This window comes from Inquilinus ginsengisoli, from assembly GCF_050434925.1.
Taxonomy (GTDB): domain Bacteria; phylum Pseudomonadota; class Alphaproteobacteria; order DSM-16000; family Inquilinaceae; genus Inquilinus; species Inquilinus ginsengisoli_B.
In genome coordinates, this window is record NZ_JBNDJK010000001.1 from 4,197,416 (window position 1) to 4,214,613 (window position 17,198).

The 17,198-nt window shown below is 69.6% G+C and carries 21 protein-coding genes; 10 read left to right on the forward strand and 11 right to left on the reverse strand.

All coding sequences use genetic code 11. The features are described from left to right. Positions 1 to 63: 63 nt before the first annotated feature. Together QFZ27_RS19990 and QFZ27_RS19995 are read right to left on the reverse strand one after the other, a co-directional pair. Positions 64 to 444, reverse strand: a complete 381-nt coding sequence (locus QFZ27_RS19990; protein WP_429228154.1) for a hypothetical protein — start codon at positions 442 to 444, stop codon at positions 64 to 66. A gap of 201 nt (positions 445 to 645) precedes the next feature. Next, on the reverse strand, positions 646 to 1,602 hold the full coding sequence (locus tag QFZ27_RS19995) for a hypothetical protein (protein WP_429228155.1): 957 nt from the start codon (positions 1,600 to 1,602) through the stop codon (positions 646 to 648). A gap of 232 nt (positions 1,603 to 1,834) precedes the next feature. Between QFZ27_RS19995 and QFZ27_RS20000 the strand changes: the two genes are divergently transcribed. Further along, positions 1,835 to 3,337, forward strand: coding sequence for a calcium-binding protein (locus QFZ27_RS20000; protein ID WP_429228156.1), 1,503 nt, complete (start codon positions 1,835 to 1,837; stop codon positions 3,335 to 3,337). Positions 3,338 to 3,694: 357 nt separating this feature from the next. On the opposite strand, the gene QFZ27_RS20005 is transcribed toward QFZ27_RS20000, so the two are convergent. The 3 genes from QFZ27_RS20005 to QFZ27_RS20015 form a co-directional block, all read right to left on the reverse strand. Then, the gene (locus tag QFZ27_RS20005; protein WP_429228158.1) at positions 3,695 to 4,264 is read right to left on the reverse strand and encodes a flavin reductase family protein; all 570 of its coding nucleotides are present in this window, start codon (positions 4,262 to 4,264) and stop codon (positions 3,695 to 3,697) included. 85 nt (positions 4,265 to 4,349) lie between these two features. Continuing rightward, a complete protein-coding gene (locus QFZ27_RS20010; protein WP_429228159.1) occupies positions 4,350 to 4,958 on the reverse strand; it encodes a superoxide dismutase in 609 nt (202 codons plus the stop codon). Further along, positions 4,948 to 5,634 (reverse strand): helix-turn-helix transcriptional regulator, encoded by a 687-nt coding sequence (locus tag QFZ27_RS20015; protein ID WP_429228160.1) that lies wholly within the window; start codon positions 5,632 to 5,634, stop codon positions 4,948 to 4,950. Before QFZ27_RS20015 ends, QFZ27_RS20010 begins: the two co-directional genes overlap by 11 nt. 136 nt (positions 5,635 to 5,770) lie before the next feature. Between QFZ27_RS20015 and QFZ27_RS20020 the strand changes: the two genes are divergently transcribed. Both QFZ27_RS20020 and QFZ27_RS20025 read left to right on the forward strand, forming a co-directional pair. Continuing rightward, positions 5,771 to 6,202 carry an EamA family transporter gene (locus QFZ27_RS20020; protein ID WP_429228161.1) on the forward strand — a complete coding sequence of 144 codons (432 nt, stop codon included), beginning with the start codon at positions 5,771 to 5,773 and terminating at the stop codon, positions 6,200 to 6,202. Then, complete coding sequence (locus QFZ27_RS20025) at positions 6,199 to 7,029, forward strand: GNAT family N-acetyltransferase (RefSeq protein WP_429228162.1); 831 nt, start codon at positions 6,199 to 6,201, stop codon at positions 7,027 to 7,029. The genes QFZ27_RS20020 and QFZ27_RS20025 overlap by 4 nt, the downstream gene beginning before the upstream one ends. Positions 7,030 to 7,167: 138 nt before the next feature. On the opposite strand, the gene QFZ27_RS20030 is transcribed toward QFZ27_RS20025, so the two are convergent. The 3 genes from QFZ27_RS20030 to ygfZ form a co-directional block, all read right to left on the reverse strand. Continuing rightward, positions 7,168 to 8,556, reverse strand: a complete 1,389-nt coding sequence (locus QFZ27_RS20030; RefSeq protein ID WP_429228163.1) for a dipeptidase — start codon at positions 8,554 to 8,556, stop codon at positions 7,168 to 7,170. A 78-nt stretch (positions 8,557 to 8,634) separates the two neighbouring features. Next, a complete protein-coding gene (locus QFZ27_RS20035; protein ID WP_429228164.1) occupies positions 8,635 to 9,453 on the reverse strand; it encodes a c-type cytochrome in 819 nt (272 codons plus the stop codon). 83 nt (positions 9,454 to 9,536) lie between these two features. Next, positions 9,537 to 10,406 (reverse strand): CAF17-like 4Fe-4S cluster assembly/insertion protein YgfZ, encoded by an 870-nt coding sequence (ygfZ, locus tag QFZ27_RS20040; RefSeq protein WP_429228165.1) that lies wholly within the window; start codon positions 10,404 to 10,406, stop codon positions 9,537 to 9,539. 12 nt (positions 10,407 to 10,418) lie between these two features. Here ygfZ and QFZ27_RS20045 point away from each other — a divergent pair, with 12 nt between their 5' ends. From QFZ27_RS20045 to QFZ27_RS20060, 4 genes are read left to right on the forward strand one after another with little or no spacing between them, the layout of a single operon-like run. Next, positions 10,419 to 10,976 (forward strand): EF-hand domain-containing protein, encoded by a 558-nt coding sequence (locus QFZ27_RS20045; protein ID WP_429228166.1) that lies wholly within the window; start codon positions 10,419 to 10,421, stop codon positions 10,974 to 10,976. Between the two features lie 3 nt (positions 10,977 to 10,979). Beyond that, a complete protein-coding gene (locus QFZ27_RS20050) occupies positions 10,980 to 11,540 on the forward strand; it encodes an RNA polymerase sigma factor (protein ID WP_429228167.1) in 561 nt (186 codons plus the stop codon). 1 nt (position 11,541) lies between these two features. Next, a complete protein-coding gene (locus QFZ27_RS20055) occupies positions 11,542 to 11,952 on the forward strand; it encodes a hypothetical protein (RefSeq protein WP_429228168.1) in 411 nt (136 codons plus the stop codon). Continuing rightward, positions 11,949 to 12,374, forward strand: coding sequence for a periplasmic heavy metal sensor (locus tag QFZ27_RS20060; protein ID WP_429228169.1), 426 nt, complete (start codon positions 11,949 to 11,951; stop codon positions 12,372 to 12,374). The genes QFZ27_RS20055 and QFZ27_RS20060 overlap by 4 nt, the downstream gene beginning before the upstream one ends. Before the next feature lie 9 nt (positions 12,375 to 12,383). Here the strand turns inward: QFZ27_RS20060 and QFZ27_RS20065 are convergent, their stop codons facing one another. Beyond that, positions 12,384 to 13,397 (reverse strand): DUF4424 domain-containing protein, encoded by a 1,014-nt coding sequence (locus QFZ27_RS20065; protein ID WP_429228170.1) that lies wholly within the window; start codon positions 13,395 to 13,397, stop codon positions 12,384 to 12,386. A 141-nt stretch (positions 13,398 to 13,538) separates the two neighbouring features. On the opposite strand from QFZ27_RS20065, the gene QFZ27_RS20070 reads away from it, so the two are divergent. The 3 genes from QFZ27_RS20070 (at position 13,539) to QFZ27_RS20080 (ending at position 15,917) form a co-directional block, all read left to right on the forward strand. Continuing rightward, entirely contained in the window at positions 13,539 to 14,213 is a 675-nt protein-coding gene (locus QFZ27_RS20070) for a hypothetical protein (RefSeq protein ID WP_429228171.1), read from the forward strand. Positions 14,214 to 14,597: 384 nt separating this feature from the next. Continuing rightward, complete coding sequence (gene dksA / locus QFZ27_RS20075) at positions 14,598 to 15,017, forward strand: RNA polymerase-binding protein DksA (RefSeq protein ID WP_138892197.1); 420 nt, start codon at positions 14,598 to 14,600, stop codon at positions 15,015 to 15,017. Positions 15,018 to 15,185: 168 nt separating this feature from the next. Beyond that, positions 15,186 to 15,917: a hypothetical protein gene (locus QFZ27_RS20080; protein ID WP_429228172.1), complete on the forward strand. Its 732-nt coding sequence runs from the start codon at positions 15,186 to 15,188 to the stop codon at positions 15,915 to 15,917. A 59-nt stretch (positions 15,918 to 15,976) separates the two neighbouring features. On the opposite strand, the gene QFZ27_RS20085 is transcribed toward QFZ27_RS20080, so the two are convergent. Both QFZ27_RS20085 and QFZ27_RS20090 read right to left on the reverse strand, forming a co-directional pair. Further along, entirely contained in the window at positions 15,977 to 16,285 is a 309-nt protein-coding gene (locus QFZ27_RS20085) for an AraC family transcriptional regulator (RefSeq protein WP_429228173.1), read from the reverse strand. Positions 16,286 to 16,361: 76 nt separating this feature from the next. Next, on the reverse strand, positions 16,362 to 16,844 hold the full coding sequence (locus QFZ27_RS20090; RefSeq protein WP_429228174.1) for a helix-turn-helix domain-containing protein: 483 nt from the start codon (positions 16,842 to 16,844) through the stop codon (positions 16,362 to 16,364). Positions 16,845 to 17,198: the final 354 nt, after the last annotated feature.

Genomic DNA, 17,198 nt, shown 5'->3' on the forward strand with positions numbered 1-17,198 from the left:
TGGTCCGCCTCTCCGCATTTCGGGAGAATGTCGTCGACAACACGGGCGAGCGGCGCAGTGGCGTCAATGCTCACCGCATTCTGCGGACCATCCGCTTTCGTTGCATGCAGTCGCGCGATCAGCTCCCGTTCGTTTGATCTTCCGCCCCACTCGTCTTCCGGGCCTCCCGGCAAGCCGCCGGTTCAACGTGTCGACATCGACTTCGGGAATGAAGACCCCGTCAAACAAATCGATAAAGCGGGGAAAATTTCTGGAGCCGCCGCAGAAGAAGGAAATCGCGTTGCATTGATCAGAGACCAGGGATTTGACTTTGTCGACATCCCAAATATGGTGCTCATGCACAAAGCCATCCAGCGGTTCACCAGTCTCCGGATCACCTTGATAAGACAACTCCCGGTCACCATTGATGGCGTGGTAACCGCGCCGTCGCAGTTCTTCACACACCGCGGTTTTGCCCGTGCCCGCCCGTCTCGGCCAGCCAAGCTGACTGAGAGAGCCGAAAGCTGCCGTCGCGCTGGACTTCGGAGAGCGGACATGACCGCACGCGACCCTTGCATCCGAAACCCTTCACCGAAGCGGTCCTTTGCCGATCTGCCGGGTTGCTCCAAAACCCGACGTTTCCGCGCCGGCCACTGCGCCCGGACACTAGGCCTCTCCGACACGCCCCCGCATCGCTGTCGCGCCGGCGAGCCAGATCGGATTGAACAGGTCGATCAACGTTCTGTAGGAATGTGGGTCGACCTGGTTAAGCCCGCTATTCTGGTTGCCCGCCAGAAACCCGCCGACGCCGTGGTCGACCGCGGCCAGATTCGGAATTGGCAGGCCGAGTGACGCCAGATCGGCGGCAACCGAAGCTTGAGGTGGCAGGTACGCATCTGCGGAGCGCAACCGCATGCTCGGTCCTGGAAGCCGGACCATCACAATTCGGGTCACCGATGGCTGCGCGTCGGGATCAATGATCGTCGCACCGCACATGAAGCCGGCCAGCACGCTCGCCGGCGGCGTTGGCGAGAACAAGCAGAACAGCATGTGCGCATTGCCGTCGGTTTCGCGCAGGTCGAGATGCATGGCCCGTCCTGTCACCTCCAGCCGGCCTTCAAGATGCAATCGGCTGGTCGGCAGGCGCTCCGAATAGCACGCGAGAAGCCCCTGCGAGCCCTGCTGCGCGATCGAGAATTCTCCCCGGATGAGCTGGCCGCGAAAATAGGGCGACCAGGCATGCGAGTAGCAGGCGTAGGTCCCTGCGAGCGCCGGGTTCCGCTCCTGCCGCTGCCCTGCTGTCGGACGCCGCGACGATTCGAGTCGCCGCTCCAGCATGTCGCGGTCGCAATTGTGCCGGGCGCAGATGACCCCGATGAAGTCGTCGAGTTCGCAGTCCGCGATCCAGGCCCCGGGGCGGTCGAGATCCACGACCTTGGCCCAGTCCTCGTAAAGCCGGAGCTCGCGGGGGCGGGCACGCCCCTGGATCCATTTGTGGGCACGCTCGACATCGAACGAGGTCGCCGGGTTGGCGCGACGGAACGCTGCCGCGAGGTCCTTGGCCGTCACCGCACCCAGGAGGGCAGCCGTCACCCGCAGCTTTCGATCGATATCCCGCGCCAAACCCCCTCCGTTCCTCCGATTGCCCCGCCGCCACGACGACCCCGATTTTCCAGGGCAAATCTTCCTGGAAAAGATGAAGAATTCTATACACGCAGAACCGGTTGTCTGGGATGGATATTTTCAGGGCTTACGAAGCCCAGACTTGAAGATTCGGGCACAGCCAGACCATTGGCAAAGTTTCCGGGCCGGGATTGGCCGGCGGATCATAAGACTTAAACGAGGAGAGTTTTCCATGGCGGTTTTCACTGTGCTCAACGACTCTGGACTCAACGGCGCCGGCATCCAGTTCGGCACTCTCTCGCAGATCGCGTCCTCGGGCCTCGCCACCGCGGACATTCCCGTGCCGACGAACGGCGCCCTCCTCTTCTTGGACGGCGGGGAACTGGGCATCACCGGGGCCGGGATGTCCTTCACCTTGCCGTCGACCTATGCCGGCACCGTCGACAGCCTGACCTACAGCACGCCTCTGTCCATCCAGGTCTTCTCGATCACCGGCACGAACATCGCGCTGGAGGATCTGGTCTCCGGGTTCAACGGCGGCGACGAACTGGCGATGCTGGCCACCATCTTTTCGGGCAACGACACGATCGGCGGCTCGACCCAGGCCGATTTACTGATGGGCTTCGACGGCAACGACACCATCAATGGCGGCGACGGCAATGACACGCTCCGCGGCGGCGCCGGCGGCGACGCGCTGAACGGCGGCGCCGGCCTGGACTTCGCCAACTACCAGGGGTCGAGCGCCGAGGTCTTCGTCGACATCCAGAGCGGCCTGATCTTCAGCGGCGATGCCATGGGCGATACGCTGACCGGCATCGAGAACCTCTACGGCTCCAGCTTCAGCGACACCCTGTCCGGCGACGCCGGCCGCAACATCATCGGCGGCGAGGGCGGTGCCGACCTCATCGACGGTCGTGGCGGCGACGATGCGCTGTCGGGCGAGGCCGGCAACGACATCCTCAGCGGCCGGGACGGCAATGACCGGCTTGTCGGCGGCGACGGGACCGATAGCCTGTCCGGCGACGCCGGCAACGATTCGATGGATGGTGGCGCTGGCAATGACGATGCCTTCGGCCATGCCGGCAACGACAGCATCACCGGCGGTACCGGTGCCGACCAACTCGATGGCGGCGACGACAATGATTTCCTGGAGGGCGGGGCGGATGCCGACTCGCTGACCGGCGGCGCCGGCATCGACACGGCGAGCTATGCAGGCTCGGCCGCCGGCGTGATCGTGGTGCTCGGCGGCGCCTCCAGCGGCGGCGATGCCCAAGGTGACACGTTGGTCGGCATCGAGCAGGTGATGGGCTCGGGCTTCGCCGACACGATCACCGGCGACGCCGGCGCCAACACGCTGTGGGGCCTGTCCGGCGACGACGTGCTGACCGGGGGCGCCGGCGCCGATGTGCTGAAGGGCGGCGCCGGCGCCGACGCCTTCCGCTATGTCGCGACTGGCGACAGCACCCTTGCGGCCGCGGGCCGGGACACGATCACCGACTTCACCACCGGCGACCGGATCGATCTGTCCGCGATCGATGCCAATGGCGCCGGCCCCGGCAACACCGCCTTCACCTTCGGCACCGGCGCCTTCACCGCCGCCGGCCAGATCCGGGTGCTGGATTTCGGCGGCGGCCACTACGGCGTCTATCTCGAGACCACCGGCAACAATGTCGAAGACGCGCTGATCACCGTCTATTCCGACCACGCGCTGACCGCGGCGGACTTCGTGCTGTAGTCCTGGCTAGGGCAAGGCGTCCGGGCCGGAGGAGCCACCTCCGGCTCGGGGCCGACGGCGGTCCGCTCGACCCGTGTCCGCTTCCGGGAACCGAGCAGCACGCCGGCTGGCGGCGCATTCGCGGCGTCGGTCGGCCGCAATGGAATGACCGCTTGCCGCCCGCTGGTCGGTCTGACCGGACGGATCACACGCGAAGCCGCCCGGGGCAGCCTTCCCCTGACACTCGCACACGGACCGCAGGAACAGGATCGACGACGGTCCGATCGTTCCGCGTGCCGTCTGCCTTCGGGCAGGATTGGATCGCCGGAGATGGGGAAGGGCGTGACGATGGCTTGCCGACCGCCGGCCTTCTCTGGCTCAGTCCTCGTCCACCCCTGGCGTCGCGGCCGGGCGGGCGGCGACGCCGGCGTAGCGGCGCAGGCTCCACAGCAGGGGGGAGGCGTTGCGGGTCTCGACCCCGGTGACGAGGCCGACGAACAGGATGTGGGTCGACACCTCGGTCAGGCCGATCAGGTGGCAGTCGATCACGGCGACCGCGCCCTCCAGCTTCGGCCGGCCGGACGGCCAGGTGGACCAAATGCCGCGGGAAAAACGCTCGGAGCGGGGGATCGCCAGCTTGCCGGCGAAGGCGTCGGCGACCTCGTCCTGATGCTCGGCCAGCATGGCGACGGAGAAGCCCTCGGTGGCCTCGATCACCCCGGCCATGGCGCTGCTGCGGTCGATCGAAACCAGCATGGTCGGCGGATCGGCGGCCAGCGACATCACCGCCGTGGCGGTGCGGCCGTGGCGGGTGCCGTCGGGCTCGGCCGCCGCCACCACGCAGATGGTCGCGGTCAGGCGCGACAGCGCCTCGGCGAAACGGTCGCGGGGAACCGCCGGCGGGTGCCGCGGGTCCGGGTTGAGGCGAAGCGATGTGCGCGCGACCAAGGTCTGTCCCTGAGGGCCGTCGGAAAAAGGCCGCCCGCCGGCCCGGCTCCCGTGACGGAAACCGGACCGGCGGGCGGGGTCGGCGTCAGGCGGCCTTGAGCTGGGCCTCGGCGAACTCGTAGTTGGCGAGCTTGTCGAGGAAGTTCTGGGCGTAGTCCGGACGGCGGTTGCGGAAGTCCAGGTAGTAGCTGTGCTCCCACACGTCGAGGCCGAGCAGCACCTTGCCCTCGCCGGTGGCGAGCGGGTTGGAGCCGTTCGGGGTCTTGGTGATCTTCAGCTTGCCGTCCTTGCCCAGCACCAGCCAGGCCCAGCCGGAGCCGAACTGGCCGATCGCGGCCGCCTTGAAGGCGTCCTTGAAGGCCTGCACGCCGCCGAGATCCTCGGTGATCTTCTTTTCCAGCGCGCCCGGGATGGCGCCGCCCTTCGGCGACAGGTTCTGCCAGAACAGGATGTGGTTCCAATGCTGGCCGGCATTGTTGAACACCGGGGCCAGGTTGTCCTTGCCGTAGGCGAAGGCGACGATTTCCTCGAGCGACTTGCCCTTCAGCGAATCGTCCTTCTCGACGAAGCCGTTCAGCGCCGTGACATAGGCCTGGTGGTGCTTGCCGTGATGCAGCTCCAGCGTCTCCTGGCACATGCCGCGCTCGGCGAGGGCGTTCTGCGAGTAGGGCAGCTGGGGAAGTTCAAACGCCATGGTGGTGCTCACTTTCTGATCGGCTTGGGTGTGGAAGGATGCGGTAGGCGCAACGGCGCGCCCCCGCCTGGATGTGCTCCGTGCGCTCCACCCGGGCCTCCGGCCCGAGCACGCGGCGGAACAAGTCGAGCTCGGAGCGGCAGAAGCCCTGGCAGGCCGCCGCCGCGGCGCAGATCGGACAATGATTCTCGACCAGAAGGAAGCCGTTTTCGTCTTCCTCCCACCCAGCCATGTAGCCCTCGTGGGTGCGAAGGCCAGCCAGGGCGGCGATCCGGTCGCGCAGCGTCGCCGCGCCGGTCACCGCGTCGGCGTAGCGGGCGAAGGTCTCGGCCTCGCGCGCGGCGATCAGCCGGTCCAGCGCCGCCTCGCCCAGCTCGCGCCGGACGCCGGCGATCAGCCCGGCCACCATCTCGGCATGGCCGTCGGGGAAGCGGGCATGGCCGGCGGCGGTGAGGGACCAGAGCTGGAGCGGCCGGCCGACCCCGGCACGCTGCGGCGCCGACTCGACCAGCCCGGATTCGGCCAGCTTGACCAGCTGCTGCCGCGCGGCCTCCCCGGTGGTGCCGAGCGCGGCTCCGAGCGCCGCAGCGCTCTGGCCGCCGCGCGTCTTCAGCAGCAGGAGCAGCCGCTCCGCCGCCGTCGCCGGCTCCCGCGAAGGATTATTGTCAAAGTCCATGCTTTGAAAATAGCCATCCCATCCGGCGCCCGCAAGCATCATGTCGGCCAGGGCATGGCAGGCGCGTGGCCGCGACCCCTTCCGCTGCCCTTGGGATCGGGGCCAAGGTGGTCGGGTCTCCTGCAGCGAGTCGAGCATGAACCTTCTCTCCTCCTGGCAGTTCTGGGCGCTGCTCTCCGCCGTCTTCGCCGCCCTGACCGCGATCTTCGCCAAGATCGGCATCGAGGCGATCAACTCCGACCTCGCCACCTTCATCCGCACCGTGGTCATCCTGCTGGCGATCGGCGGCATCGTCGCCGCCAGCGGGCAGTTCCAGCCGGCCTCCTCGATCTCCGGCCGGACCTGGCTGTTCCTGGTGCTGTCCGGCCTGGCGACCGGGGCCTCCTGGCTCTGCTACTTCCGGGCGCTCAAGCTCGGCCAGGCGGGGCAGGTGGCGCCGATCGACAAGCTCAGCGTCGTGCTGGTGGCGGTGTTCGGCGCGATCGTCCTGGGCGAGACGTTGTCCGGCCTGGCCTGGCTGGGCGTGGCGCTGATCGGCGGTGGTGCCGTGCTGGTGGCGGTCGGATGAGTCCGGTCTGCCGGCGGATGCGGCCCGGCGAGGAGGTGGAGCTGACGGCGCTGATGGGGGCGGCCTTCGGCAACCCGCGGTTCGGGCCGACCATCGCCCGGCTGTCGCGAATGCCCAACGCCGCGATCCATGTGCTGGAGGCGGACGGCGTGCTGCGCGCCGGGGCGGCGGTGGTCGATTACGGCCGGGTGGCCTATCTCGGCGTCGTCGGCACCGATCCGGCGGTGCAGGGGCGGGGCTTCGGCCGCCGCATCGTCGAGGCGGCGCTGGCGCCGGTGCCGGCCGACCGCGTAGTCCTGCTCGACGCCTCGCCCTTCGGCGCGCCGCTGTACGAAAGGCTCGGCTTCGTCGATGTCGACGCCTCGGTGGTGCTGGAGGCGACAGGACCGGTCGAGGCGCCGCCGGTGTCCGGCCTGGCGCCGATGGCGGAGGCCGACCTGCCGGATGTCGCGGCCTATGATGCGGCGGTGTTCGGCGCCGACCGCACGACCGGGCTCAGGGAGCTGTTCCGCGAATATCCCGATGGGGTGGTCTGCCGCCGCGACGGGCGGGTGGCCGGCTACGGGCTGCGCCACCCGGACCGGGTCGGCCCGGTGCTGGCCGAGGACCAGGAGACCGCGGCGGCCATTGTCGCGGCGCTGTCCGTCCTGGCGCCGGCGGGACCGATGACGATCACCGTGCCCTCCAGCCATGTCGCCATGCTCCACCATCTGGGCCGCAGCGGAGTGCCGGAGCTGCGCCGGCTGCGCCACATGCGCCGCGGCGGCGACCGCCACCCGAGCGACCGGGGACGCATCGCCGCCATGGCGAGCTTCCACCTGGGGTAACGAAGGCCAAACGCCTTCTCTTGCTGTCATTGCCGGGCTTGACCCGGCAATGACAGGGGCCACCGAGAGCTGTTCTTGAAAGCCCCTGGATCCTCGGGTCAAGCCCGAGGATGACAACGAAAGAGGGGGGCGCCGCCCTTATCGTTCCGCCAGCGCCGCCAGGATGCGGGCCCAGGAGCGGATGCCCTTGTGGAAGCTGGTCAGGTCGTATTTCTCGTTCGGGCTGTGGATCTGGTCGTCATCCAGGCCGTAGCCGACCATGACCGAATCCATGCCCAGGATCGTCTTGAACGACCCGACCACCGGGATCGAGCCGCCGGAGCCGATCAGCATCGCCGGCCGGCCCCATTCGTCCTGCAGCGCCGCGCGGGCGCGGGTCAGGGCCGGGCTGTCGATCGCCAGCGACAGGGCAGGACTGCCGTCGCGCGACCAGAACTCGGCCGTGCAGTCGGCCGGCAGGCGGGCGCGCACGAAATCGTGGAAGGCGTCGCGGATCTTGGTTGGGTCCTGGTCGCTGACCAGCCGGAACGACACCTTGGCGAAGGCCTTGGACGGGATCACTGTCTTGGCGCCCTCGCCGGTATAGCCACCCCAGATGCCGTTGACGTCGCAGGTCGGCCGCGCCCATAGCCGCTCCAGGGGCGCGCGGTCGCGCTCGCCGGCCGGGACCGACAGCCCGATCTGGCGCAGCGATTCGGCCTCGTCGAAGCCCATCGACTGCCACTGCGCCTTCAACTGGGTCGGCGCCTCGGCCACACCGTCGTAGAAGCCGGGCACGGTGATGCGGCCGTCATCGTCGCGCAGGTCGGCCAGGATCCGGGTCAGGACATGGATCGGGTTGCGGGCGGAGCCGCCATAGATGCCGGAATGGAGGTCGCGGTTGGCCGCGGTGATCGTCACCTGCTCATAGACCATGCCGCGCAGGCTGGTGGTGATCGCCGGCGTCTTCGGGTCCCACATGCCGGTGTCGCAGATCAGCGCCAGGTCCTTGGACAGCTCCTCCCGATTGGCCTCCAGGAATGGGTTCAGGCTGGGGCTGCCGGATTCCTCCTCGCCCTCGAAGAACACGGTGATCGGCAGCGGCAGCGACCCGGTGACGGCCTTCCAGGCGCGGCAGGCCTCGACGAAGGTCATCAGCTGGCCCTTGTCGTCGGACGCACCGCGGGCGCGGATGCGCTTCACCCCGTCCGCCCCGGTCTCGATCCGCGGCTCGAAGGGCGGGGCGTGCCACAGCTCCAGCGGGTCGACCGGCTGCACGTCGTAATGGCCGTAGAACAGCACCGAGGGACCGGCGCCGGCCGCGACGGCGTGGCCGACCACCATCGGATGGCCGGTGGTCGGCCGCACATCGGCGGCGATCCCGGCATCGGCCAGGTCGGCCGCGAGCCATTCGGCCGCGGCGCGGCACTGCGCCTTGTAGGCGGGATCGGTCGAGATGCTCTGCAGGCGCAGGAACGCCATCAGCCGGTCGAGGCTGGAATCGAGGCCGGCGTCGATCGCCGACAGGACCTGGTCGAGCGTGCTCACGGGAAGAATCCTCTGGGAAACGCGGGTTGGGACGACCCTAGAGCAGATCAGGTGCCGGCGGAAACGGGGAAGGGGCTCTCAGCCCTTCCGCCCGGCCATGTGCCTCAGATAGGCGATGACCTGCTCGATCTCGCGGTCGCTCATCTGCTCCGGCGTGAAGCCCTGCATCTTGCGGTCCGGCCAGTCGCGCACGGTGGCCGGGTCGCGGATCAGCGCGTGCAGCGCCGCCGGCGCCAGGTATTGGGTCGGGTTCATCGGCCGGTTCAGGTCCGGCCCGATCGCGGCCGACCCGGCGCCGTTCAGCTTGTGGCAGACCAGGCATTGGGTGACGAACAGCGTCTGGCCGCTGCGGATCGGGTCGGCGGCCGGCAGGGCCGAATCGACCGCCAGCTCCGGCCAGCGCGCGGCGGGGGAGGGCTGGGTCGCCAGCCTGGCCATCTGGTAGGGCCATTGCTCGCTGCGCACCGCCGCCGCCTGGTCGCCGGTCCAGACCAGGTAGAAGGGGCCGGCGCTGACCGTCTTGTCCGGCAGGGTGGGCCAGGGGGCATCCGCCGGCTCGATCGCCACCCAGGCGATCACGGATTTCGGGTCAGTGCTGAGGATCTGGTCGACCGGCAGCTGCGCCGCGTAGCCGTCCGTCGCCACCGCCTCGATCACGGCGTCGGGCGGCGGCGTCAGGCCGGCGATCAGCCCCGCCACCGGCACGGCGCGATAGGTCATGGCGCGGCCGTAGATGGCGTCCTTCGCCACCTCGATCGTGGCGGCGTCGGGCCGGGCCAGAAGCTGGTCGCGGGTGAAATGGCGGGTCTCGCCGCCGATGGTCAGGTCAAGTGCCGGCTCGGCAGCACCGGCGGCGGCGGCCCACAGCAGCAGGCCGATGACAGCGAAGATGCGCATGGTGGACTCCCCCTCGCGGCGAAAATGCGCCGCAAGGGATAGGAAACCATGCTGCCGGGGTGAGTCGCCAGCGCTCGGAGAGGTCAGGCCGCCTTTCCTGCCGGGGTCGCAGGGCGGATCGACGTGTCGCCGGCCAGCAGCGGCCCCGATTCGCCCTCCAGCGCCTCCAGCCGCAGCAGCGCCAGGCCGATGCCGTCACGACTCGACCGCATCTCGCCGGCCTCGCGGCCGTCGCGCAGGATCAGGGTGCCGGGCTCGGGCGCCGGGCCGTCCAGCAGCACCGGCGCCAGCCGCTTCTTCAACAGGCCGCGGTAGCGGGTGCGGGCGGTCAGCTCCTGGCCCATGTAGCAGCCCTTGTCCCAGGCGATGGCGTTCAGCGAATCGTAGTTCGCCTCCAGCAGCACCGTCTTCTCCGGCACCAGGTCGCGGCTGCCGTCGGGCACGCCAAGGGTCAGGCGCAGCCGGTCCCAGGCCTCTGGCCCGGTCTCGGTGAGGCCGAGGCCCGCCAGCGCGGCCTTCGCCGTCGCTTTCGGCAGCAGCGCCCGGGCGCCGAGCGCCGCCGTCCGGGCATCGACATGGATCACGCCGTCGACCAGGGCGCGCGCGGCCCCGGGCTCGTTCGGCAGATCGAGGGCCTCGCCCGGGATCGCCGCCACCGCCCAGTCGGCGGTGACATCGGCGAGCTCGACCTTGGAGCGCAGCTTGTACATCCGCAGCCGCCGGAACAGGTCGGCGCCGCGCCCGGCCTCGCAGTCGATCAGCCAGGCGTCGCCCAGCGCGACCACATGGAAATCGTGCAGGTACTTGCCCTGCGGCGTCAGGAAGGCGGCGAAGACGGCGCGGTCGGGCGCCACTTTGCGCATGTCGTTGGAGACCAGCCCCTGCAGGAAGGCAGTCCGGTCCTCGCCGGTCAGGCGCAGGACGTCGCGGTCCAGGAAGGTGAAGTCGGCCATGGCATCGCCCGGTTGCGGATCGGCATCTGCACCAAGAGGTGGGCCAAGTCCCGGGGTCGCGCAAGCGTCGGTGAGTCCGACTTTGCGACGGAACTCGGCGGCTGCGGCGTGAAGGGGACATCGGGCACCCTGGTGGTGCGCAATACCGAGAGCATCATGAAGACGAAGTGGATTGTCGGTTCGGCACTGGTCGCCCTCGTCGCCGGCACCGCCATGGCGGCCGCCCAGGGCGCGCCCGAGGGCGGCTGGCGCGGCGGGTTCTTCCGCCAGCTCGACACCAACAAGGACGGCAAGATCGAGCGGACGGAGGTCCTGGCCTGGTCCGAGGCGCGGTTCAAAGGGCTCGACACGGCGGGTGACGGGGCGCTGACCAAGGAGCAGTATGTCGACGCCATGATCGCGAAGATACGCCCCCGCCTGGAACAGCGCTTCGACAAGCTCGATGCGGACAAGGACGGCAAGGTGACCGCGGCTGAATTCGACGCGCCGGCTCTGGCCCGCTTCGACCGCCGCGACACCGACAAGACGGGTGTTCTTTCGATCGATGACCTCAAGACCCACCGCAACTGAAGCGTGGCCGAGAGCGACGATGCCCTGGTGGCGGCGGTGGCGGCGGGAGACGCCGCCGCCTGCCGCCGCCTGGTCGACCGGCATCTCGGACGCCTGCTCGCTTTTGCCCAGCGCATGCTGGGCAGCCGCGCCGACGCCGAGGACGTGGCCCAGGATGCGTTCCTGGCGCTGTGGAAGGAGGCCGGGCGCTGGCGGCCGGACGGCAGCGCCACGATCTCGACCTGGCTCACCCGCGTCACCTACAACCGGTCGATCGACCGGCTGCGGCGGCAGCCTTCGGTCGCGCTCGACGCGGTGCCGGAGCCGCCGGACCCCGCCGCCGGCGCCGAAGCCGGGCTGCAGCGCGCCCGGGTCTCGCGCCGGGTCGCCGAGGCGCTGGCCCAGCTGCCCGAACGGCAGCGCGCGGCGATCCTGCTCAGTCACTACGAGGGCCAGGGCAATCGTGAGATCGGCGAGACCCTCGGGGTCGGGGTCGAGGCGGTGGAATCGCTCCTGGCGCGCGGCCGGCGCGCCCTCCGCCAGGCCCTGGCGGCGGAACGGGCCGATCTGATGGGAGAGGTGTGACATGGCCGAAATGACGCTCGATCGGTTCCTCGATCTGCTCGACCGGCACGGTCCGGTGATCGACCGATGGCCCGCCTCCGATCAGGACGGGGCGGAGGCGCTGCTGGCCGCCTCGGCCGAGGCGCGGTCCGCCATGGCCGATGCCCGGGCGGTATCCGCCGCTCTCAATGACCTGCGGGTGCCCCCGCCCTCGGCGGCGCTGCTCGGCCGCATCCTCGACGCGGCGCCGCGGCCGCGCCGCTGGATTTCGGAAATCCTGTCCTGGCGACCGGCGGTCGCCTTCGCCGCGGCGCTGGTGGTGGGCGTCTATCTCGGCGCCATGGTGCCGACGGTGCAGGCCAATGACGACGACTGGTCGACCTTCGGCTACGCCCTGGCCGACGACTCGTCGCCCTTCGGAGGAACGCCGTGACTGCACGCTCGTGGCGCTGGGCCTTCGTCGCCTCGCTCGCGCTCAACCTCCTGCTGCTCGGCGTGCTCGGCACCTGGCTGTGGCGCTCGGATTCGCGGTCCGACCCGTCGGCGCTGTCCGAGGCGGTCGCGACCCTGCCTGAGCCCGACCGCACCACGCTGGGGCATCTGCTCGGCCAGCGCCGGGCCGAGGCCGATGCGATCTGGAACGATATGCGCCGGCTGCGCTCCTCGGCGAACCAGGCACTGTCGGCCGATCCCTATGACCCCGACAAGGCCGCCGCGGCGCTGGCGGCGGTGCGCGACAAGTTCAAGGAGCTGCGCGACGTGGTGGAGGGGACGGTGCTCGAGATCATGCCCAAGCTGCCGGCCGAGCAGCGGCGGAAGATGCTGGAACGGCGCAGCGCGCTCTGGCGGCTGTAGACGCCCGCCCTACTGAGGCGGGATCGGCCGCAGGATCAGCACATTGAGGTCCGCGCCGGGGGTGAAGTCGGTCTTCCGCACCTCGAACTGGGTCGGCGAGATCTTCTTCACCCCCTCGGCGCAGAAGCTGACGAGGTTGCGGGCATCGCCCTTGTCGACCACCAGCCGGAAATCCTTGATCGGCGCCGCCCAATTGGCCCCGGTCGTCAGGATGTAGGAGACCCGCTGCTCGCTGAACGGCATGCCGTCCTGACCGGCCTTGGCCTTGGCCCGGCCGACCGCGGCGAGGAAGCCCTGGTCGATGCAATAGGTCCGCAGGTCGTCCGCGTATTCGGGGGTGCCGGGGGCGTAGGGCGATCCCATCACCGACCCGACGCTCTCCCCGGTGCCCGGCGTGTAGCGGTGTTCGATCACCACTTCGCGCCCGGCGGGGAAGGTCTGCTGGAAATGGTAGGTGGTCTTCAGCGTCCACATCGGGACGACATGCTGCTCCCACCCCTTGCCGGAATCGAATTCGTTGACCGCGGCGAGGCCGAGCCCGATCAGCTCGTCCTGCTTGGCTTTGGGCAGCGCCGTCAGCCCGTCATAATCGGCATCGGGATACATCGGCACGCCCAGCTTGCGCAGCAGCGCCGTCTGGTCGACGCCGTTGCCGAAGGCCTTGATCTCGACCGCGGTCGCCACCGGCTTGCCGTCGGCCTTGGTCGAGAAGTCCAGGAAGTTCTCGCTGCCGGGATGCGGCACGGCGGTCATGCCGTCGATGAAGTCGAGCGTGACGTCCGGCATCGGGAAGGCGACGGTCACCGTCCTGTCCTGCGCCGCGCGGTTGAAGAAGCGGTAGCCGACCCGGATCTCCTTCGCCGAGACATACAGGTCTTCGGACCGCATCTCGATGTCGGCGGACTTGGTCAGGACCAGCCCGCCGGCCGCCAGCTGCGCCGTCGTGTCATTGGCCGAGGCGCCGGCCAGCGGGACGAGCAAAGCGGCCAGGCCGAGCGAAAGGGCGGTGAAGGTGGTGGTCACGATCGGCTCCCGGCAGTCGGCTCTCGTTGCACTGTCGCGCGCCGGATCGGGCTTTTCCAGGGCGTCGTTCCCGCGGGAACAGGGGGAGGATAGGGACTGCCGTAAGCAAGGGCCTGCTGACCACCAATGTCGGAGGCCCTCATGGCTGCGGAGAACGCATCCCTCGACCACGGCGGGGCGGAGGCCGGCGCTCCGGCCTCCTGCACCGTGCGGAAGATCGTCGCGATCGCCTGGGTGGCGATCCTCCTCGGCTTCGCCATGCAGGTGCTGGTGCTGTCGGCACGGGTCTCGGCCGGGGGCCAACTCCCCGGGGTCCGGTTCCTGGCCGATCTGGTGCAGGGCATCACCTGGTCCGTCCTGGTCTGCTTCGGCGTCAGCATGGGCACCGTCCTGGTCAAGCTGCGGGCCGTGCTGGCCGGGATCCTGGCCGCGATCTGCACCCCGGTGGCGATCGGCGCGGCCAATGCCGGGCAGAAGGTGATGGCGGCGTCGCTCGGCGCCGTCGGCCAGCCCGCCGCCGTGCCGCTCGTCGTCATCGCCGCGGTCAAGGCGGTCGAATACGGCCTGCTGGGCTGGCTGCTGGGGCGGATGGTGGAACGCGGGACGAGGGGACCGAGGCCGTTCCTGCTGGCGGGCGCCGCGACCGGGCTGGTGTTCGGCGGCACCATCACCGCCCTGACCTGGCAGGCCCTCGCGGCCGGCGGCACCGTGCCCGAGCTGCCGCGGATCGTCGGAGTCGGCGTCAACGAGGTGCTGTTCCCGATCGGCTGCGCGCTGGTGATCTTCCTGGCGCAGACCGTCCGCCTGCCGCGCTGACGACCGCCCCGCCGCGACCGGTACGCCGCCCTGGAGAGGCCTCCTGGGCGGCGGTCTTCGTCATACGCATGGCCGCTCGGATCGCCGCCACACTCTGATCCCCTTGCGTTCCCGCCCCGTTCGGCGCTATCAGGGCGCCGCATGCCGCAATGCGCCCGACCGGACCTGATCCGGTGGGCCGCTGCGGCACCCCGATGCGGCGAGGCGAAGCGGCGTCCGGGGGCGACGGATCTTGTGCGGTCGTTAAAAGTCCAACAAAATCAGCGGGTTATAAAATACGATCCGCGCATCGTTTCGATTGTTTCCGTTCCGGCGTCTCCCTATACTCCGCGCCGCCCAGGCTCGGACGAAGGCCGGCACGTCAGACAGTGAGTGGTTGTTGCGATGACAGCGATGCTTCTGCCCCCGGATTATCGGCCGTCGGATGATGAAGACTTCATGAATCCGATGATGCTGGAGTATTTCCGGCGCAAGCTTCTGAAGTGGCGGGCCGACCTTCTCGCCGAATCCAACGCGACCCTGAGCAGCCTGCAGGATGGCGGCATCCAGGAGCCCGATCTGACCGATCGGGCCTCCGCGGAGACCGACCGTTCGCTCGAGCTCAGGATCCGCGACCGCGAGCGCAAGCTGCTGTCCAAGATCGACTCCGCGATGCGGCGGATCGAGGACGGCTCCTACGGCTTCTGCGAGGAGACGGGCGAGCCGATCGGCGTCAAGCGGCTGGAGGCACGGCCGACCGTGACCCTCAGCCTCGAGGCGCAGGAGCGCCACGAGCGGCTGGAACGCACCCACCGCGACGATTGACCGATGCGCGGCGCCGAGAGGCGCCGTTGTCGTCTGTGGTCTCGGCCGAAAGGCGTGGCCTCGCCGCCGCGTGCTTCCATCTTTGATGGAAGGCGCGGTTCTCGTCTCCGCCTCGCTGCGTGTCCGTGTTAGGGTGGCGGCGAGGGGCTTTCAGATCGAGGGTATTCGATGCTTCGTGGCGCAGCGCTTTTCGCCGCCGTTCTCGCCGTCTCGGGCTGCGGGATCGATCCGGTGACGCCGAAGGAGACCCGCGTCGACTATGCGGGTTTCATCAACAGTGCGGATCAGGCCGCCATCTACGCCAACGCGCAATGCGCCCAGATCAACCGCCTGGCCGTGTTCAAGGTCGAGGACGTGGTCGAGGGCCGCAAGGGGGCGACCTTCCAGTGCCTGCCCGTGCCGAACTGCTATCCGGCCGAAGCGGCGGCGCCGGGGCAGCCGGTCGCGCTGGCGCCGGTTGCGGCTCCTGCTTTCGTGCCGGCGGCCTCGGCCTCGGCCTCGGCCGCGCCTGGGCAGCCCTACACCGTTCCGCCCGCCGCGGCGGCACGATTCCAGGGGCCGGTTGTGGCCATGGCTCCGGTGTCCTCGGCGCGCGACCGCCGCGCCGCCCGCCGTGCGGCCGGGGCGTCCATCGAAGACCAGTCGGACGACACCTACATTCCGTTCGCCGCGGTCCCTGTCGCCGCCGGCGAGCAGCCGCAGCGCGTGCCGTCCTATGAGGTGATCAACGTGCCGACCGGACCGAACCCGGTCTCGGCGGAGGCCCCCGGCCCGTATCCCGAAGGCTCCTACGCCACCGCCGCGGAGCCGAGCTGGCGGCGGGCCGTGACCTGCAAGCCCAACGCCACGCTGCCGCTGACCGTGAACCGGCTGCCGACCGGTAATTACTATCCGTTCTGAGGTCCGATCGGATCAGCGTGGAAGGCCGGATCAGAGGATGATCCGGCCTTCCGGCGTTATCAGCCATGCGCTTCCGGGATCGTCCGGACCGGCAGGTGAATGTCGGTGATCAGCTCCGCCGGCGGCGTGCTGCGCGGATCGTTCAGGTACTCCTCGAAGATCGGCGCTTCCGCCGGCTCGGTGCCGCTGGTCGGCAGCCAGGTCCGGTACAGCCGGGCATAGGACCGCTCCAGCTCGGCATAGGAGCCGGTGTGGCGCAGCACCGCGTGCGGCCCGCCGGCGACGGTCCGGATGGAAACCTCGCCCTCGCCGGTGACGCCCTCCGGCACCTCCAGGCAGGCGTCGGAGCGGAGCTCGGCGGGCGGCACCGCGGCCGGATCGTCGTAGTAGAGCCCCAGGCTGCGGGCGCCGGGCGCAGCAACTGTCGGGCGCGGGCCCAGGACATCAGGATGTCGAAGCTGCGGCCGACCTCCATATATAGGGGCCGATGTGGCGGACGGCAGCGACGCGAATCGGCGCCAGGGTGCGATAGGTCACGTCGGGCATGGCTGTCTCTCCTTCGGGTGGGTCGAAGGGGAACGACCGGCGCGTGCCGCGATAGGCGCCCGGCGGTTGGCCATAGCGCTCGGCGAAGGCGCGGCTGAAGGCGGCGGCGCTGCCGTATCCCGCCCGGCGGGCGATGCGGGCCATCGCCGTCTCGCTCTCCAGCAGGGTGCCGGCGGCGCGGTGCAGGCGCAGCCGGCGCACCGTGTCCGCCACCGTCTCGCCCAGCAGGTACCGGTAGGCCCGGTGGAAGTGGTGGGGCGAGAAGCAGGCCACCTCCGCCAGCCGGTCCAGGTCGATCGGGTCGTCGAGATGGGCGGCGATGTGGTCGATCACCCGCTGGATGCGGGCGAGGTGGCGGTCGAGCGTGTCGTCCTTCGGCATCGGTTCGTTCTCCCGGGCTAAGCCCGCATCTCTCAGATCCCTTGCACCCTGCGTCGCCTTGCGGAGAGTCGAATGAGGGCGCGGGCCGCGAAGAGCGTATCGGACCATACGATCGAGTGGCCCGCGCCCGCAGGCGGCCGCCGCAAGGCGACCCTCCGGGCCGGTTGAACATGCCGACATGGTGCGTCGAACGGCTTGCGCGATGCGCTGCATCGCGCTGCGCCGCCCTCCTGCCCTGTCGGCATGTTGAACCGGCGCAGGGTACAAGGGATCTGAGAGAGGCGGGCTCCTGTTAGCCTGAAGCGGATTGATCCTGCTTGCGAAGCCGCGGCCGCGAAAGGCGCCTCTCGCTTC

Bases quoted from the DNA above. Each gene is read 5' to 3' on its own strand.
- QFZ27_RS20020 (WP_429228161.1), top strand. From the start codon at position 5,771: ATGAACCTTCTCTCCTCCTGGCAGTTCTGGGCGCTGCTCTCCGCCGTC.
- QFZ27_RS20055 (WP_429228168.1), top strand. From the start codon at position 11,542: ATGGCCGAAATGACGCTCGATCGGTTCCTCGATCTGCTCGACCGGCAC.
- QFZ27_RS20000 (WP_429228156.1), top strand. From the start codon at position 1,835: ATGGCGGTTTTCACTGTGCTCAACGACTCTGGACTCAACGGCGCCGGC.
- ygfZ (WP_429228165.1), bottom strand. From the start codon at position 10,406: ATGGCCGACTTCACCTTCCTGGACCGCGACGTCCTGCGCCTGACCGGC.
- QFZ27_RS20080 (WP_429228172.1), top strand. From the start codon at position 15,186: ATGCTTCGTGGCGCAGCGCTTTTCGCCGCCGTTCTCGCCGTCTCGGGC.
- QFZ27_RS20090 (WP_429228174.1), bottom strand. From the start codon at position 16,844: ATGCCGAAGGACGACACGCTCGACCGCCACCTCGCCCGCATCCAGCGG.
- QFZ27_RS20035 (WP_429228164.1), bottom strand. From the start codon at position 9,453: ATGCGCATCTTCGCTGTCATCGGCCTGCTGCTGTGGGCCGCCGCCGCC.
- QFZ27_RS20010 (WP_429228159.1), bottom strand. From the start codon at position 4,958: ATGGCGTTTGAACTTCCCCAGCTGCCCTACTCGCAGAACGCCCTCGCC.
- QFZ27_RS20025 (WP_429228162.1), top strand. From the start codon at position 6,199: ATGAGTCCGGTCTGCCGGCGGATGCGGCCCGGCGAGGAGGTGGAGCTG.
- dksA (WP_138892197.1), top strand. From the start codon at position 14,598: ATGACAGCGATGCTTCTGCCCCCGGATTATCGGCCGTCGGATGATGAA.
- QFZ27_RS20070 (WP_429228171.1), top strand. From the start codon at position 13,539: ATGGCTGCGGAGAACGCATCCCTCGACCACGGCGGGGCGGAGGCCGGC.
- QFZ27_RS20015 (WP_429228160.1), bottom strand. From the start codon at position 5,634: ATGGACTTTGACAATAATCCTTCGCGGGAGCCGGCGACGGCGGCGGAG.